At 63.1% G+C, this 15,879-nt stretch carries 18 protein-coding genes; 5 read left to right on the top strand and 13 right to left on the bottom strand.

The genetic code is table 11. The features are described from left to right. The first annotated feature begins 88 nt into the window (after positions 1-88). Complete coding sequence (locus CSQ95_RS00965; RefSeq protein ID WP_070289396.1) at positions 89-550, top strand: FKBP-type peptidyl-prolyl cis-trans isomerase; 462 nt, start codon at positions 89-91, stop codon at positions 548-550. A 64-nt stretch (positions 551-614) separates the two neighbouring features. Here CSQ95_RS00965 and CSQ95_RS00960 read toward each other — a convergent pair whose 3' ends face one another. Both CSQ95_RS00960 and CSQ95_RS00955 read right to left on the bottom strand, forming a co-directional pair. Beyond that, positions 615-1,286, bottom strand: a complete 672-nt coding sequence (locus tag CSQ95_RS00960) for a diphthine--ammonia ligase (protein WP_099408123.1) — start codon at positions 1,284-1,286, stop codon at positions 615-617. After that, complete coding sequence (locus tag CSQ95_RS00955) at positions 1,283-1,750, bottom strand: GNAT family N-acetyltransferase (protein WP_099408122.1); 468 nt, start codon at positions 1,748-1,750, stop codon at positions 1,283-1,285. The genes CSQ95_RS00960 and CSQ95_RS00955 overlap by 4 nt, the downstream gene beginning before the upstream one ends. A gap of 253 nt (positions 1,751-2,003) precedes the next feature. Between CSQ95_RS00955 and CSQ95_RS00950 the strand changes: the two genes are divergently transcribed. Continuing rightward, positions 2,004-2,591, top strand: a complete 588-nt coding sequence (locus CSQ95_RS00950; RefSeq protein ID WP_099408121.1) for a PEP-CTERM sorting domain-containing protein — start codon at positions 2,004-2,006, stop codon at positions 2,589-2,591. A 105-nt stretch (positions 2,592-2,696) separates the two neighbouring features. Here CSQ95_RS00950 and CSQ95_RS00945 read toward each other — a convergent pair whose 3' ends face one another. Further along, positions 2,697-3,122 carry an organic hydroperoxide resistance protein gene (locus CSQ95_RS00945; RefSeq protein WP_070289401.1) on the bottom strand — a complete coding sequence of 142 codons (426 nt, stop codon included), beginning with the start codon at positions 3,120-3,122 and terminating at the stop codon, positions 2,697-2,699. Between the two features lie 400 nt (positions 3,123-3,522). Here CSQ95_RS00945 and CSQ95_RS00940 point away from each other — a divergent pair, with 400 nt between their 5' ends. Beyond that, the gene (locus tag CSQ95_RS00940) at positions 3,523-4,788 is read left to right on the top strand and encodes a histidine kinase (protein ID WP_099408120.1); all 1,266 of its coding nucleotides are present in this window, start codon (positions 3,523-3,525) and stop codon (positions 4,786-4,788) included. Continuing rightward, positions 4,775-5,557 carry a LytTR family DNA-binding domain-containing protein gene (locus CSQ95_RS00935; RefSeq protein ID WP_099408119.1) on the top strand — a complete coding sequence of 261 codons (783 nt, stop codon included), beginning with the start codon at positions 4,775-4,777 and terminating at the stop codon, positions 5,555-5,557. Before CSQ95_RS00940 ends, CSQ95_RS00935 begins: the two co-directional genes overlap by 14 nt. Positions 5,558-5,600: 43 nt before the next feature. Here CSQ95_RS00935 and CSQ95_RS00930 read toward each other — a convergent pair whose 3' ends face one another. The 7 genes from CSQ95_RS00930 to CSQ95_RS00900 all read right to left on the bottom strand — a co-directional run bounded on the left by CSQ95_RS00930 (position 5,601) and on the right by CSQ95_RS00900 (position 13,196). Continuing rightward, positions 5,601-6,644: a histone deacetylase family protein gene (locus CSQ95_RS00930; protein WP_099408118.1), complete on the bottom strand. Its 1,044-nt coding sequence runs from the start codon at positions 6,642-6,644 to the stop codon at positions 5,601-5,603. A gap of 28 nt (positions 6,645-6,672) precedes the next feature. Beyond that, a complete protein-coding gene (gene gshA, locus CSQ95_RS00925) occupies positions 6,673-8,274 on the bottom strand; it encodes a glutamate--cysteine ligase (RefSeq protein WP_099408117.1) in 1,602 nt (533 codons plus the stop codon). Positions 8,275-8,490: 216 nt separating this feature from the next. Further along, positions 8,491-9,321 carry a peptide chain release factor N(5)-glutamine methyltransferase gene (gene prmC, locus CSQ95_RS00920; protein WP_099408116.1) on the bottom strand — a complete coding sequence of 277 codons (831 nt, stop codon included), beginning with the start codon at positions 9,319-9,321 and terminating at the stop codon, positions 8,491-8,493. Between the two features lie 10 nt (positions 9,322-9,331). Then, complete coding sequence (locus CSQ95_RS00915; protein ID WP_070289512.1) at positions 9,332-9,802, bottom strand: disulfide bond formation protein B; 471 nt, start codon at positions 9,800-9,802, stop codon at positions 9,332-9,334. Positions 9,803-9,986: 184 nt separating this feature from the next. Beyond that, the gene (gene prfA, locus CSQ95_RS00910) at positions 9,987-11,063 is read right to left on the bottom strand and encodes a peptide chain release factor 1 (RefSeq protein WP_070289405.1); all 1,077 of its coding nucleotides are present in this window, start codon (positions 11,061-11,063) and stop codon (positions 9,987-9,989) included. 88 nt (positions 11,064-11,151) lie between these two features. Next, entirely contained in the window at positions 11,152-12,426 is a 1,275-nt protein-coding gene (gene hemA / locus CSQ95_RS00905) for a glutamyl-tRNA reductase (protein ID WP_099408115.1), read from the bottom strand. 80 nt (positions 12,427-12,506) lie between these two features. Next, on the bottom strand, positions 12,507-13,196 hold the full coding sequence (locus CSQ95_RS00900; RefSeq protein WP_046681910.1) for a response regulator transcription factor: 690 nt from the start codon (positions 13,194-13,196) through the stop codon (positions 12,507-12,509). 168 nt (positions 13,197-13,364) lie between these two features. Between CSQ95_RS00900 and CSQ95_RS00895 the strand changes: the two genes are divergently transcribed. Further along, on the top strand, positions 13,365-13,868 hold the full coding sequence (locus CSQ95_RS00895; protein WP_099408114.1) for a hypothetical protein: 504 nt from the start codon (positions 13,365-13,367) through the stop codon (positions 13,866-13,868). A 3-nt stretch (positions 13,869-13,871) separates the two neighbouring features. On the opposite strand, the gene minE is transcribed toward CSQ95_RS00895, so the two are convergent. From minE to minC, 3 genes are read right to left on the bottom strand one after another with little or no spacing between them, the layout of a single operon-like run. Next, a complete protein-coding gene (gene minE, locus CSQ95_RS00890) occupies positions 13,872-14,123 on the bottom strand; it encodes a cell division topological specificity factor MinE (protein ID WP_034752886.1) in 252 nt (83 codons plus the stop codon). Position 14,124: 1 nt separating this feature from the next. Next, a complete protein-coding gene (gene minD / locus CSQ95_RS00885; RefSeq protein ID WP_034752889.1) occupies positions 14,125-14,940 on the bottom strand; it encodes a septum site-determining protein MinD in 816 nt (271 codons plus the stop codon). A gap of 37 nt (positions 14,941-14,977) precedes the next feature. After that, positions 14,978-15,727: a septum site-determining protein MinC gene (minC, locus tag CSQ95_RS00880; protein ID WP_070289408.1), complete on the bottom strand. Its 750-nt coding sequence runs from the start codon at positions 15,725-15,727 to the stop codon at positions 14,978-14,980. Positions 15,728-15,879: the final 152 nt, after the last annotated feature.

Below are 15,879 nucleotides of genomic sequence, written 5' to 3'. Positions count from 1 at the left end.
AATTGGCTGCGCGACTCCTGTTAAACTGCTGCTCGCACTGGTCCGCACCGTACGGGCTGAGCCACACACCAATATTTAAAGGGAAACCATGAAATCGGTATTTCAAATGATCGCCACCCTCGCTTGCGCCGTGGCCCTGACCGCTTGCGGTGCCGCTGCCAACACCGAGAAACCGGTCGTGCTCGATCCGAATACGCAAGTGAAAGAACTGACCATTACCGATACGGTGACCGGCACCGGCACGGCGGCGGCAGCGGGCGACACCTTGCTGGTGACTTACACGGGCTGGCTGTATGACGCAAGCAAGCCGGGCAACAAGGGCGTGCAGTTCGATGCGAGCCCGGCAGGCAGCGGTTTTACTTTCCCTCTGGGTGTCGGCCGGGTCATCCTGGGCTGGGACCGCGGCTTGGTCGGCATGCAGGTCGGCGGCACGCGCACCCTGGCCATTCCGTATGACCTCGGTTATGGCAAGGCGGGCAGCCCGCCGAAGATTCCTGGCTACGCCGGCTTGCTGTTCGAGATCAAGCTGGTGAGCGTGACGAAAAAATAAGCACGCGCAGCGCACATGAAAAGGGCGATTCCACGGAATCGCCCTTTTTGCTTTGCGGCCCGGTTTAAGCGGGCGCCAGCTCCTGGAAGTAATACGTGGCGCCGCCCAGGCTGGCCGGCGCGTCATATTGCAGCACTTGCGTGCGGCGCAGCGCCACGGGGGCGCTGAAGGCGGGGCCGTCGTAGACGAAGGTGTGGAATTCGCCGTTTTCGCCGCAGGCATCGACGCCGGGCGGCAGGTCGGCCAAAAAGGCGGCGTCGAACTCGCGCCCGCAAAATTCACGCGGCAGATGCTGGCCATTGATGCACACGACGATGGCCTTGAAGCCGGCGGCGAGAAATTCGTCGACCAGCGCGCGCCGCGCTTCGCCCCACAGCGGCAGGTGCGCCGCCAGGCCGGCGACCGCGCAGACTTTTTCTTCCCAGTCGCGGTGCGGCTGCAGGTCGATGTCGCCAAAGATGGCGTGCTCCATGCCCTCGGCCTTGGCCGCGCGCAGCGTGGCGATGAACTGTTCTTCATAGCTGGCCCAGCTGGCGTGATAGCGCTGCAGGCGCGCGCCCAGGCTGGCCGCCTGCGCTTCGAGCAATTCCGGCGGCACGCCGTGCGAGCGCGACTTGCGGCCATCTTCATCCATGGCCGTGATCAACAGCGGCACGTCCATGCCGGCGTTGCGGGCGCGCCACAGGGCCAGGCAGGAATCCTTGCCGCCGCTCCAGGAAATGAGGGCCGTCGTCATGCCGCTGGCTCCGCGCGCAGCATGTCGACGTGCTGGATGCCGTCTTCGTCATACGGCGCGCTGACGGTGACAAAGCCGAAGGATTGATAAAAGCGTTCCAGATAGTGCTGCGCGCCGATGCGAATGGCGTGGCCCGGATGCTGGCGCTCGGCCCGCGCGATGCCCTCAAGCAACAACTGCTTGCCGGCGCCGCTGCTGCGCGCCTCGGGCGCCGTCAGCACGCGGCCCAGCGACATTTCCACATACTTGGCGCCCGGCGCCAGCACGCGCAGGTAGGCGGCCAGCCGGCGCTGGCCGTCGGCCGTTTGCCAGCCCAGCAAGTGCATCGCCTGCAGGTCATGGCCGTCCAGGTCCGGATAAATGCACTGCTGTTCGATGACGAACACGCGCTGGCGCAAGGCCAGCACCTGGTACAAATCGTGGGGGCCGAGTTCGTCGAACGTGTTCCATTGCCAGCTGATCATGGGGCATCCTTGATTGAGAGTGGCCGTGATTTTACCGGCTTCGGAGCCCGGATGTTGACTCGCTGGCGCACAAGAGCAGTGTGGTGTTACGTGCCACTAGCGAATTGCAAGCTTTTTCCTACGCTCTGCAGCAAGCCGCAGTTGGATGGATATTATAAATATGCTAATATCATTATGGCAAGTGACTGTCACTTGTAATTTGGGCACCGGCCTGAATTCCCTTGAAAATGTTCTGCAAAAATACGAGGAAGCTATGAAAAAGAAGCTGTTATGCGCCGTCCTATTTGTCGCCGGGATTTCTTCGGCCCATGCCGAAGCGACGACGTGGAGTTTTGTTTATCAAGGTTTTGTCGATGCGGCTACCGGCTTGTTCGATCCGCAGGTGAAGTTCACTGGGAGTTTCACCGGGGAAGACCGTAATCTGGACGGTGTTATTGCATCTGATGAACTTAGCTATTTTGAATCTCAGGGCATCACGTTCTTGTCTGACAAGGCAGAACCGGACTTTGGCGGATGCGGCACTCCCTATTTGAGGTGCCAAGTGGAGAATTTCAATTATGCACTGACGGGTAATCTTGATTATACCGTCGCCACGAACGGTGCTGACGAATTTGGTATCTACTGGTGGTATAGCCGCGCCGATACCGGCAGTTTTTTCCACACCGGCGGAGGCAATGTACCCTCGAACTTAGCGTGGGTAAATCAATATAATTGGTCCGACCAGACGAGCTTTAGCATTTCGCCAGCGCCAGTCCCCGAACCAGCGGTCGCGCTGATGTTGCCTGCGGGCTTGGCGCTCATGTACTTGACACGACTGCGCCGGCGTAAAAATTCCATTTGACCAAGTTGGTCTTGCATCCAGGCAGCCGGCGTTGGCACGCCAAAAAAATCCCCGGCAGCTTTGCGCGGCCGGGGAGGGGGGCGGATGACGGGTGTTGCCGTCTGATTACACGATCGTCAGCGTGACGTCGATGTTGCCGCGCGTGGCGTTCGAGTAGGGGCACACGATGTGGGCGGCGGCGACCAGTGCTTCGGCGGCGGCGCGGTCCATGCCCGGCAGCGAGATTTTCAGTTCCACTTCGATGCCGAAGCCCGTCTCGATGGCGCCGATGCCGACGTTACCTTCGATCGACAGGTCCGCCGGCACGGCGATCTTGTCGCGGCCGCCGACGAATTTCATGGCGCCGATGAAGCAGGCCGAGTAGCCGGCGGCGAACAGTTGTTCCGGGTTGGTGCCGACGGCGCCATTGCCGCCCAGTTCTTTCGGCGTGGTCAGCTTGACGTCCAGCACATTGTCGGACGAGACGGCACGGCCTTCGCGGCCTCCGGTGGCGGTGGCTTGCGCGCGATACAGGACTTGTTTGATCGACATGATGGTTTCCTTTAGGTAGATAAATAGGTGACTACTAAATAGTGTGCTACTTGTTTCGCGGGCCGTGGCCCCAGGATGCCCGTCTGAAGAAGTAAATCCGGCGTCCATGTGTGCAATATATATCGTGCACTATTTAATTGCAAGCGATTTTATTCATGAAGTCACGGCACCTGACAAAACCGTTGCGAGCGGAAGGGAGAGGTGGTCGAGACGCGGAACCGTACTTTGAGTACGCTGAGCATCGCAGGCCACCTATACCGACGCGCAGCAGGTTTGGTCAGGTGTCTCGAACCTTTATTTTGATGCCTTTGTCGCCACTACCGGGCTTCCATCGCATAATGGCCACCGCTGCCGGGGCCGATGATTATGCTGGCCTCACTTCAATACCCAAGGAAAAATCATGACCAGCCTCTTCTTTATCCTGCGCCTCACCCTGGCCGCGATGCTCACGTACATCATCGCCACGGCGATCCTGGTCGAGAACTTTCTGCGCTATCTCTTTGGGAATACGGAAGGCTTCTTTGTCATCATCGGCGCCTTGCTGGCCTGCACCGTCGTCACGAATGCGTTTTCGCACGTGCGCCGCGTGCGCCTGATCGCCGGCGCCGTCAATGCCGCCACCCTGTCGAGCCGCCAGCGGCGCCAGATCGAGATCCCGTTCGAGGCGGGCGAGGCGTTCGACATGGTCGACGCGGCCATCCGCGAACTGCCGGGCAGCGAAGTGGTCGAAAGCGCGCGCGACAGCCTGCAGGTGCAGGCCCGCGTGCGCCGCGTGGCGCCGTATACGCACACGGGCTTGCCCCGCATGCGCGTGCTGGGTTTCCTCGAGCCGCGGCCGAATCAGATCCTCGCCACCGTCACGCCGAATGGCGAGGCGGGCAGCGTGACTCTGATCTGCGAGCCGGCGCGCAATGCGTGGACCGACTGGTTCCTCGTCGACCATGGCAGCAACCTGGAAAACGCGGAGGCGGTGACGCGGGCCATCACGCGCCGGGTGGCGCAGCGCCGCCGCGGCGAGCAGGCCGAGGCGCGCCAAACGGTGACGGAAAAGGAACTGACGGTGGCCAAACTGAGCCTGCTGCATGCACAGGTCGAGCCGCACTTCCTGTACAACACGCTGGCCAGCGCGCAGCTCCTCACGCGCAGCGACCCCGTGCGCGCCGACGCGATGCTGGGCAACCTGATCCTGTACCTGCGCCACTCGCTGCCGCGCACGGAGCAAGCCATGTCGACCCTGGGCACGGAGCTGGAACGGGCGCGCGCCTACCTCGACATCCTGAAAATCCGCATGGGCGAGCGTCTGAACCTGCAGATCGAGGTACCGCAATACCTGCGCCAGGTGGAGCTGCCGCCGATGATGCTGCAAACCCTGGTGGAAAACGCCATCAAGCATGGCCTGGAGCCGAAAAGCGGCGGCGGCACCATCTGGATCATGGCGCGCAGCGGCAATGGCACGGTGATCGTCACGGTGGCCGACGACGGCAAGGGTTTCAGCGACGACGGCGCCGGCACGGGCATTGGCCTGCGCAATGTGCGCGAGCGCCTGCGCCTGACCTACGGCAATGCCGCCGCGTTTGCCATCGTCGCCAACTTCCCCGACGGCGTGACGGCCACCATCACGGTGCCGGACAGCACGGCGCAAGGAGTGTCGTATGCATCCGCCTGAAATGACTTGCGTCGTCGCCGAAGATGAAACCCTGCTGCGCGATGCGCTCGTGGCCCTGCTGGCCGAAGAGTGGCCGGCACTGCGCATCGTCGCCGCCTGCGACGACGGCGGCACGGCGCTCGAGGCCATCGCCACGCGCAAGCCCGACGTCGCCTTCCTCGATATCCGCATGCCGGGCCTGACGGGGCTGGAAGTGGCGGCCGGCGCGCTCGAAGCGAGTCCCGCCACGCAGGTGGTGTTCGTCACGGCTTACGACCAGTACGCGATCGACGCCTTCGACAAGGGCGCCGTCGATTATTTGTTGAAACCGGTCGCCCGCGAGCGCCTGCAGGCGACCCTGCAGCGCGTACGGGCGCACGCTGGCAAGGCCCGGGCGGGCGACGGCGCGCTGGCCGGCCTGCTGCAGCAATTGAGCAGCGCCTTGCCGGCGGCGGCCAAGTCGCCGCCGCTGGTGTGGCTGACGGCCAGCAGCGGCAAGGATACGCGTCTGATCATGGTGGAAGACATCGCCTATTTTCAGTCCGACACCAAGTACACGGCCGTCATGACGGCCGACGGCGAGGCGCTGCTGCGCAAGCCGATCCGCGAACTGCTCGACGTGCTCGACCCGGCCATTTTCAAACAGATCCACCGTTCCACCATCGTCAACATGAAGATGGTGGCGTCGGTGACGCGCGACGAGGTGGGACGCGGCGCCTTGCGCCTGAAAACGCGGCCGGAAACCCTGGCCGTGAGCCAGCCGTTCATGAGTTTGTTCCGGAATATGTAGGTCGGCTTAGCCCGCGAGGGCGTAAGCCGACATCACCACCGGCCTACTCCGCCGTCTCAAAACCTTCCAGCACGTTCACCACATTGATGCCGATTTCCTTGACCGCGTAGCCGCCTTCGAGGATGAAGGCGGTGGGTAGGTTCAAATGCGCGAGGCGTTCGCCCACGCGCAGGTAGTCGCCGCTTTGCAGGGCGAAGTGCGACAGCGGGTCGCCGGCGAAAGTATCGACACCGAGCGAGACCACCAGCGCGTCGGGTGCGTACATATTGATGCGCAGGCAAGCCGTTTCCAGCGCGGCGAACCAGCTGGCCGTGGAGGTGCCGGCCGGCAGCGGCAGGTTGACGTTGTAGCCGAGCCCCGCGCCGCTGCCCGTCTCGTCGGCGTGACCGAGGTAAAACGGATATTCGCTGCGCGGGTCGGCGTGGATCGAGGCGAACAGCACGTCGTCGCGCGCATAAAAAATGCTCTGCGTGCCGTTGCCGTGGTGGTAATCGATGTCGAGGATGGCGACCTTGCGCGCGCCGTCGTCGAGCAGGTGCTGCGCGGCCAGGGCCGCGTTGTTCAGAAAACAGTAGCCGCCAAAGAAATCGCTGCCCGCATGGTGGCCCGGCGGGCGCGTGAGGGCGAACGTGGCCCGTTCGCCCAGGCGCAATGCGTGCGCCGCATTGACGGCGCAGTCGGCGCCCGTCTTGGCCGCCGTCCACGTGCCGGCCGTCAGCGGCGTGCCGTTGTCCATCGAATACAGGCCCAGCTTGGCCGTGAAGTCGTCCGGTTCGATGTCGCTGCGCAGGGTGCGCACGGGCCACACGGACGGCAAGGCATCCTTGCCCCCATTGTCGGGGTCGAGCGCCAGCCAGTCGTGCCAGGCATGGCGCAGGAAATGCAGGTAGCGGGGCGTGTGGATGCGTTCCAAGGAGGTCAGCGGCACGCCGTGCGGCGTGACGATGCGGCCCAGGTTGCGCCGCCCCAGCTCGGCCACCACCATGTCGGCCCGCTCCGGTGTCTCGAAGCAGGGCACCATGGTGCCGCGAAACATCTCGAAGCGGCCCCGGTGCTGGCTGTGCAATTCATTGTAGAAGGTCAGCATGGGGCGCCAGGCAAAAAGTCAGGCAGGATCAGGTGTGCGAACACAGGGTGCTGGCGCGGTAGGCGGCGACGAAGTCGTCGAAGCTGCCGGCCGGCGCTGCTTCCATGGCGCGCTGCTCGGCCAGCGAGCTGGCGGCCATCTCGTCGAAATACGCGCTTTGCTCGGGGGTGGGCGGCTGCGCGCGGAACCAGGCAGCGTGGCGTTCGCTCTGGCGCAGGCCGAAGGCGGCAAACGAGCCGCCGTTGGCGCGCAGTTCGGCCAGTACCTTGGCCGATGGCGTCGTGTCCGGGTCGGCCAGCTTACGGGCTTGCGCGGCCAGACTGTCCGCGTGCTGCGTGCCGCCCTGGCGCGCGTCGAGCAGGGCCGCCACGGGCGCGATACGCGCCAGCAATTCCTCGCCCCAGGCTTGCAGGGTAATGTCTTCGCCATCGCGGCGCAGGCTCAAGCCCGGCTTGCGGCCTTCCTTGACGGTGCGGGCGAAATTGTTCGTGTAGCAGGCGCTTTGCTCGGCAGAAATCGGCGCGCTGTCGTCGAGCGCGCAGAACAGCAAAAACGCGTCGAGGAAGCGGCCCGTTTCCAGGCTGATGCCCACCGGTTCGAACGGATCGACATCCATGCAGCGCACTTCGATGTATTGCACGCCGCGCAGGCACAGGGCCTGGATGGGGCGCTCGCCCGTGCGGATCACGCGTTTCGGGCGGATGGTCGAATAGTACTCATTTTCGATCTGCAGCACGTTGGTGGACAATTGTATCCACTCGCCATCCTGCTTCGTGCCCAGCGTTTCGTACGGCGGATACGGGTCGTTGACGGCATGCGTGAGGGCGTTGACGTAATCATCGAGGCTGTTTTCGTGCGGGCGCAGACCGGACTGGGCGTCGTTCTGGTAGCCCAGGTCGCTCATGCGCAGGCTGGTCGCGTACGGCAGGAACAGGGTATCGTCGGACAAGGTGTCGAGCTTGTGCGCGCGGCCGCGCAGGAATCCGGCGGACAGGGCCGGCGAGGCGCCGAACAGGTACATCAACAGCCAGCTGTAGCGGCGGAAATTGCGGATCGTCGCCAGGTAGCTTTCCGACTGTACGTCTTTTGGCGTCGCGGCTGCGTGCGTGGGGCTGGCGCTGGTGTCCGGATGGCTGGCCAGCACTTGCCACAGCTGCTCGTCGAGCGAATAGTTGTAATGGATGCCGGCGATGCATTGCATGGCCTTGCCGTAGCGCAATGCCAGGCCGCGCCGGTAGACATGCTTGAGCATGCCCATGTTCGAGCTGCCGTAGTTGGCGATCTCGATGTCCTCCTCGGGCGGCAGCTGGCACGGCATCGACTGGCTCCACAGCAACTCGTCGCCGAGGCGGCTGTAGGCGTGGCGGTGCACGGTATCGAGCTTGTCGAGCGTGACGGCGATGTCGGCTTCGGCCGGGGTGATGAATTCGAGCAGCGCTTCGGCGTAGTCGGTGGTGATTTCAGGGTGCGTCAGCGCCGAGCCCAGGGCGGCGGGGTGGGGCGTGGAAGCCAGATGGCCGGCTTGGTCGACGCGCAGGGTTTCGCGCTCGATGCCGCGCAAGCCGCCCAGCAGCGCGCGGTTGGCATCTTCGGTCAGCAATGCCAGGCGGCGAGTCAACAGGTTGGGCAATTTGAGCTTCCTTTCTTGTGCAGCATATAAATAATTTGTGCTGAGATTAACCGAATTTTGGCAAATGCGTCGGCGCCGGCCCAAAAAACGCCGCGTCGCCAGCGTCCGCCCCGGGCAACGGGGACGGCGCTTCGGTCAGGAATTCGCTTGATATTTTAACAAACTGCGGGGGGATCTGGCGCGCCGCCGGGTCAAGCTTTGCGCAGGTGGCAACGGTCAGCCCAGGCGGGCGCCGCTGACCCGTTCAATGCCGGCCAGGTCGCGCCAGCTTTGCACCTTGCTGTAGCCGGCAGCGGCCAGCAGCTCGCGCACCTGGTCAGCCTGGTCATAGCCGTGTTCCATCAGCAGCCAGGCGCCGGACGCCAGGTGGCGCGCGGCGCCGGCAACGATGGTGCGCAGGGCCGACAGGCCGTCCGCATGGTCGGTCAGCGCGCCCGCCGGCTCGAAGCGCAGATCGCCTTCGGCCAGGTGGCGGTCGCCGCTGGCGATGTACGGGGGATTGGAGACGATCAGGTCGAACTTGTCCGTGCCCAGCGCTTCGAACCAGTCGCTGGCCATGAAGGTGATGTTGACGCCGTTGGCGCTGGCGTTGCGGCGCGCCACGGCCAGCGCCGTGCTGCTCACGTCCAGGGCCGTGACGACGGCGTCGGGCCGCGTATGCGCCAGCGCGACGGCGATGGCGCCGCTGCCCGTGCCCATGTCGAGCACCCGTCCGCCCGGCGGCAGGCGCTCGAGCGCCAGTTCCACCAGCACTTCCGTATCGGGGCGGGGGATCAGCACGGCCTCGTTCACTTCGAACGGCAAGCCGAAAAATTCGCGCTGACCGACGATGTAGGCGATCGGCTCGCCCTGCAGCCGGCGCGCCAGCAAGCCAGATAACCGCTCGGTTTCATCAGGAGTAAGGACTCGCTGCGATTGCGTGATCAAGCTGACGCGCGACAGGCCCAGCGCATGGCCGAGCAGGATGCGGTTGTCGAGCGGATCGAGCAGCGGACGGATTTGCAGGGCGCCGACAGTGCTGCCGGCAGGGATCAGTGTTTCTGGCATAGATAATTGATTATTGTTTGCGGCGCAGCAATGTCCACAACATGGTGATGGCGAAGATGGCGAACCAGATGAATGCCCATTGCGGAATCGACAGGCCGAAAAACGGCTCGCCGGCGTTTTCGCAAGCGCCATACGATTCAAACATGAAGGGCATGAGTTCGGCCGTGAAGACCTTGTTCAGCGCCGTTTCCACCGGATCGATGCCGCACGAGAAGCCGGGATTGGCCAGCACGTACAAATGCTTGGCGCCCACGCCCATGCCGCCCAAGGCCGCCAGCAAGCCGACGCCGGCGCCGATCTTCGGACGGTTGGCTGCCGCGCCCGCCAGGCAGGCGATGCCGATGGCGAGGAACAGGTAGCGCTGGATCACGCACAGCGGGCACGGCGCCATGTTCATGGCATGCTGCAAATACATGGCCACGCCCAGCATCAGGAAACACAGGGCGGCGGTCAACAGGAGGACGGTGCGTGAATTTTTCATGGGCGACACGGTGAGGTGGATGGAATCGAGCTGGTCATTTTCGCACAAGGGCCGATTTTTATTGCTTAGCCGCTACTTAAAGCTGTCGGCTTACGCGCTGCGCGCTAAGCCGACCTACAAATTGCGGCGTAGGTCGGCGTAGGTCGGCTTAGCGCAGCGTAAGCCGATACAACGGAGCCAGCGTTTAGTCGCCTAAAGCAGCCAGCAGTTCCGCCTGGTGCTCCGCCGCCAGCGCATTCGTCAACTCCGTCAAATCCCCGTCCATGATGAAGTCGAGCTTGTACAAGGTCAGATTGATGCGGTGGTCCGTCAGCCGGCCCTGCGGGAAATTATAGGTGCGGATGCGCTCGCTGCGGTCGCCCGAGCCGATCAGGCTCTTGCGGGTGGCCGCTTCCTTCGACTGCTGCTCGCGCAATTGCACGTCCTTGATGCGCGCGGCCAGCACTTTCATCGCCTGCGCCTTGTTCTTGTGCTGGCTGCGGTCATCCTGGCACTCGACCACGATGCCGGTCGGCAAGTGGGTGATGCGCACGGCCGAATCGGTCTTGTTGATGTGCTGTCCGCCCGCGCCCGAGGCGCGGTAGGTGTCGATGCGCAGGTCGGCCGGGTTGATGTTGACGTCCTCCACTTCATCGGCTTCCGGCATCACGGCCACCGTGCAGGCCGAGGTGTGGATGCGGCCCTGCGTTTCCGTGGCCGGCACGCGCTGCACGCGGTGGCCGCCCGACTCGAATTTCAGCTTCGAATACGCGCCATTGCCGACCACGCGCACGATCACCTCGCGGTAGCCGCCCAGGTCGGAATCGGACGAGGACACCAGTTCCACCTGCCAGCGGTTGCGCTCGGCAAAGCGCGTGTACATGCGCAGCAGGTCGCCGGCGAACAGGGCCGATTCATCGCCGCCCGTGCCGGCGCGAATTTCCAGGAAGATATTGCGCTCATCGTTGACGTCCTTCGGCAGCAGCATGGTTTGCAGTTCGCGCTCGAGCCGCGCCATGGTGGCCTTGGCTGCCTCGATCTCTTCCTGGGCGAATTCCTTCATGTCCGGGTCCGCCAGCATCTCTTGCGCCGTGGCGATGTCGTTGCCCGCTTCCTGGTAGGAGCGGTACAGGGCCACCAGCGGGCCCAGCTCGGCGTGCTCGCGCGTCATTTTGCGGTAGCTGTCCATGTTCGACGTGGCGTCCGGATGCATCAGCAGTTCGTCGAGTTCGACCAGGCGGTTCGCCAGTTGATCGAGTTTGGCCAGCATGGATGGTTTCATAGCGATTCGCGGTAAAAAGAGTGTAGGAATGATGCAAGCCCGGCAGGCGGGCAGGGGTAGCCGCGCGCGGGCGGCCAGCGGGGCTGCGCTAACGGCGGGGGCGGAACAGTTTCGGCAGCAGGGTGACCAGCTGCTTGCGCTCGTCGCCTTGCGCATGGTGCAGCGCCTGCTGCGGGCCGTGCAGGAACTTGGCCGTCAAGCCTTTCGACAGCGCTTCCAGTACGGCGTCGATGTCGGCGCCCTTGGCCAGCATCTTGCGCGCCCGTTCCACTTCCATCAGGCGCAAGGTTTCGCTGTTTTCATGCAGATGCTGGATGACGGGCACCATGGCGCGGTCGTCGACCCAGCTCATGAACGATTGCACGCGCGTCTCGATGATGGCTTCGGCTTGCGCCACGGCCGCCTGCCGGCTTTCCAGGCCCGTCTGCACGACCTTGCCCAGGTCGTCGACTGTGTACAGGAAGACGTCGTTCAAACGGCCCACTTCCGCCTCGATGTCGCGCGGCACGGCCAGGTCGACCATGAACATGGGCTTGTGGCGGCGCGCCTTGATGGCGCGCTCGACCAGGCCCAGGCCCAGCAGCGGCAAGGACGATGCCGTGCACGAGATGACGATGTCGAACTGGTGCAGCTGCTCGGGCAGGTCGGCCAGGCGGATCGCCTTGCCGTTGAAGCGGTGCGCGAGTTCCTCGCCCCGTTCCATGGTGCGGTTGGCAATGGTGATGCTTTTCGGGTTTTGCGCCGCAAAGTGCGTGGCGCACAGTTCGATCATTTCGCCGGCGCCGATGAACAGCACGTTCTGCTCGGCGATCTTGTCGAAGATGCGCTGCGACAGGCGCACGGCGGCCGCCGCCATGGATACGCTGTGGGCGCCGATTTCCGTGCTGCTGCGCACTTCCTTGGCCACCGAAAAGCTGCGCTGGAACAACTGGTGCAGATAGGTGCCCAGGCCGCCCGCCTCGTCGGCCGTGCGGATGGCGTCCTTGATCTGCCCCAGGATCTGCGTTTCGCCCAGCACCATCGAATCGAGCCCGGAGGCGACGCGGAAGGTGTGGCGCACGGCATCGTGCTGCGGCAGCATGTACAAGTGGGGGCGCAGCTCGCTGTAGTTGAGCTGGTGGTAGTCGGCCAGGAAATGCGCACCGGCGTCGAGCGGGTTCGGCACATGGCTGGCCGCATACAGTTCGGTGCGGTTGCAGGTCGACAGGATGGCCGCTTCGTCGTTGTCGCGCAAGTCGATGCGCTGGAACCAGGTGCGCGCCGCCATCACCGCCTGGCCCAAGTGCTCAGGCGCAAACGCCAGCTGTTCGCGGAGCGACACTGGGGCGGTGGTATGGTTGAGGCCGACGGCGAGCAGTTGCATTTCAGGGCTGTTGGATGACTTATGGCGACATTATAACGCTTTGTGCCCGCGCTTTGAGCAGGTCAGCCGTTTGCCGCCGTTCAGCCGCCCAGTTTTTCCAGGCGATAACCGTAGCTGTAGACGGGCACGAGCCGGTAGCCGTGTTCCGGTTTCAGCTGCAGCTTGTTGCGCACGCGCGAGACGTGGGTATCCATGGTGCGCGAGGGCAAGGCCGTGTCGCGCTGCCACACGGCTTCGTGGATGTAGGCGCGCGACAGGGGACGGCCCAGGTTGCGGAAAAACAGCAGCGCCAGGGCGAATTCCTTGTGCGTCACGTCCAGCACTTCGCCATCGCGCAACAGGCGGCCGGGACGGGTTTCAAACGTGTAATGACCAAATTGCAAGTACTCGGCGCCATTCTGGGCCGGGTACGCCACGCGCAGCAGCGCCTGGGTGCGCAAGGTCAGTTCGCTGCGCCGCAGGGGCTTGATCATGTAGTCGTCGGCGCCTGCCGTCATGCCCGCCACCACGTCGTCTTCGCCGGAACTGTTGGTCATAAACAACACGGGCGCCTTCGGCGCCAGTTTTTCCCGGGCACGGCGCAAGACTTCCGCACCGTCCAGATCGCTCACATGCCAGTCGAGGATGAGCATGTCGCAACTGTCCTTGCGCAGCTGCCCCAGCATTTCCTTGCCACTCTGAAACTCGTGGCAAGCGTGGCCGGCGGCGGTGAGCACCTGGCAGATCAGTTCTGCCTGGCTATGGTCGCTATCGAGTACGGCAATTCGCATAATTGGCTGGAGTGTGTAGCAACAAACAGACGGTCTGCTCTGCTTATCGTAATGTTAAGGAATGCTCAAGTGAAATATAACAGAGATTGCAACTGTGTCCAGTGAAATCGGAGGGCAGATCCTTTACGTTACACTTGTTCATCTACCCCTACTAGCGGAGAAGCGGCCATGCCAGACAAGAGCACTACCGATTGGACACTGATACCGGCCAGTCGTGCCGAAATCGAGCAAGTGCGCGAGCGTTGCCGGAGCCTGGTGCAGCGGCGCGCCATGATGTCGGCGGGCGCCTCGGCCATCCCCATTCCCGGCATCGACCTGATGTCCGACGTGGGTCTGTTTTCCATGTTGATCAACGATATCAACCACGAATTCGGCCTGACGCCCGAGCAGATCGAGCGCCTGAACCCGCAGTTCAAGATGATGGCCTACCGCGCGGCGGTGGGCATGGGGGGCATGCTGGTAGGAAAGCTGGTGTCGCGCGAACTGATCCTCCACCTGCTCAAGCGCAGCGGCGTCAAGATTGCCACCAAGCAGGTGGCACGCTTCGTGCCGTTCGCCGGCCAGGCGGTGGCGGCAGCCATCGGCTACGCCGTGTTCCGCCAGATCGGCAACCAGCACGTGAACGCCTGCGCCGCGGTGGCGCAGGAATTGCTCACGGTCAGGCCGGATTAGACCTTACGCGTCCGGCAGCACCACGTTGACGTCGAGCACTTCCAGGTTGCCCTGGCGGTCCAGCGAGATCTTGATGTCGTCGGCATTCACCTTGGTGTACTTGGAAATGACAGCGATCAATTCCTTGTGCAGGGCGGGCAGGAAGTCCGGACCATCGCGTCCGCTGCGTTCGCGGGCGATGATGATCTGCAGGCGTTCCTTGGCCGCGGTGGCCGTCTTCGGCTTGGGGGGGAAGAGGAAAGAAAGCAAGGCCATATCACTTCGCCCCAAAAATGCGCTGGAGTAATCCAGGCTTTTCATAGTTGGTAAAGCGCAACTCGACCTCTTCGCCGAGGAAACGCGAGACCACGTCTTCATAGGCTTGCGCCACGTCCGTGCCCGTGAAATGGATGGCCGGATTGCCCTGGTTCGAGGCGGCCAGCACTTGCTCCGATTCCGGGATGATGCCCACCAGCGGGATGCGCAGGATTTCCTGCACGTCCTGATAGGACAGCATTTCATCCGATTCCACGCGTTTCGGCGAGTAGCGGGTGATCAGCAGATGTTCCTTGACCGGTTCGCCGCCCGTCTGCGCGCGGCGCGACTTGGCTTGCAGGATGCCGAGGATGCGGTCCGAATCGCGCACCGACGACACTTCCGGGTTGGTGACGATGATGGCTTCGTCGGCGAACGTCAGCGCCATCAGCGCGCCATGCTCGATGCCGGCCGGCGAATCGCAGATGATGAACTCGAAACCCATGTTGATCAGGTCGTTCAACACGCGTTCCACGCCTTCTTCCGACAAGGCATCCTTGTCGCGCGTCTGCGAGGCGGGCAGGATGAACAGGTTGTCGCAGTGCTTGTCCTTGATCAGGGCCTGGTTCAGGGTTGCTTCTTTATTGATCACATTGATCAAGTCATACACGACGCGGCGCTCGCAACCCATGATCAGGTCGAGGTTGCGCAGGCCCACGTCGAAATCGAGCACGGCTGTCTTGTGGCCGCGCATGGCCAGGCCAGTGGAAAAACTGGCGCTAGAGGTCGTCTTGCCGACACCGCCCTTGCCGGACGTCACAACAATAATTCTTGCCACAAATAATCCTTTTCAGATATCTCTTGAATTGTGCAGCTTAAGAGCGGTTCACGGGAGTGACCGGATTGACAGAGTGTATATCGATTCTGTCTCCAGCCAAACGAATTTGCGCGGGTCCGCGCGCCATTTCTGCAGGGAAACCATCCTCGAACGTGCGGTATACGCCCGCGATCGAGACCAGTTCCGGTTCCATGGCCAGCGCGAAGATGCGCGCCTGGGGATTGCCCGAGGCGCCGGCCAGCGCGCGGCCGTACAGCGAGGAATACACATGGATGCTGCCGTCGGCGATGATTTCGGCGCCATTGTTGACGACGGCGGTGATGATCAGGTCGCAGCCGCGCGCATAGATGCGCTGGCCGGCCCGCACGGGCGTGTCGATCACCATCACCTGGGCGTCGGCGCCCGACTGGGCAGCCGCCGTGGGCGTATCCTTGGGACCATCCTTGGGCGGCGCATCGTCGCGCGTCTTGCCGCTGTCGAGGCTTAAGCCTTGCGCCAGGATGGCGTCATGCATGTCGGCCGGCGCATTGCGCACGGCCACGGCATTCAAACGGTATTTTTTCAGCAGGGCCACGAGCGCGGCCCAGTCGATGGGCACGCTGCCGGGCGGCAAGGCCGCCACGTCCAGCACGGCCAGGTCGTCCTCGAAAAAGTCCGCCACGCCTCCCGTCATGTCGCGCAAGGCGGCATCGAGTGCCTGCGTATCGGCGCTATGCAGAATGGCGGAGACAGCAACGACGGTGGAAATCTTGATTTCGATAGGCTTCTGCGACGGGCTTTTGGACATAAACATTTATCAAAGTGAAACTGCGGCAGGCCAGATGTTCCGTACGGCAACAATGGGAGCAGTAAATTTCTTGCATTCTACTGCAAAAAAATCAGCGTCAGGGGCCTGGCGCATGCTATTCCGCAGAGCAATACCTACTTCATGTCAAAAAA

Origin of the sequence: Janthinobacterium sp. BJB304, from assembly GCF_002735765.1 — a bacterium.
Classification (GTDB): Bacteria; Pseudomonadota; Gammaproteobacteria; order Burkholderiales; family Burkholderiaceae_D; genus Janthinobacterium.
The sequence above is the reverse complement of the archived record's forward strand: the minus strand, read 5'-3'. Positions and strand labels throughout refer to the sequence as shown.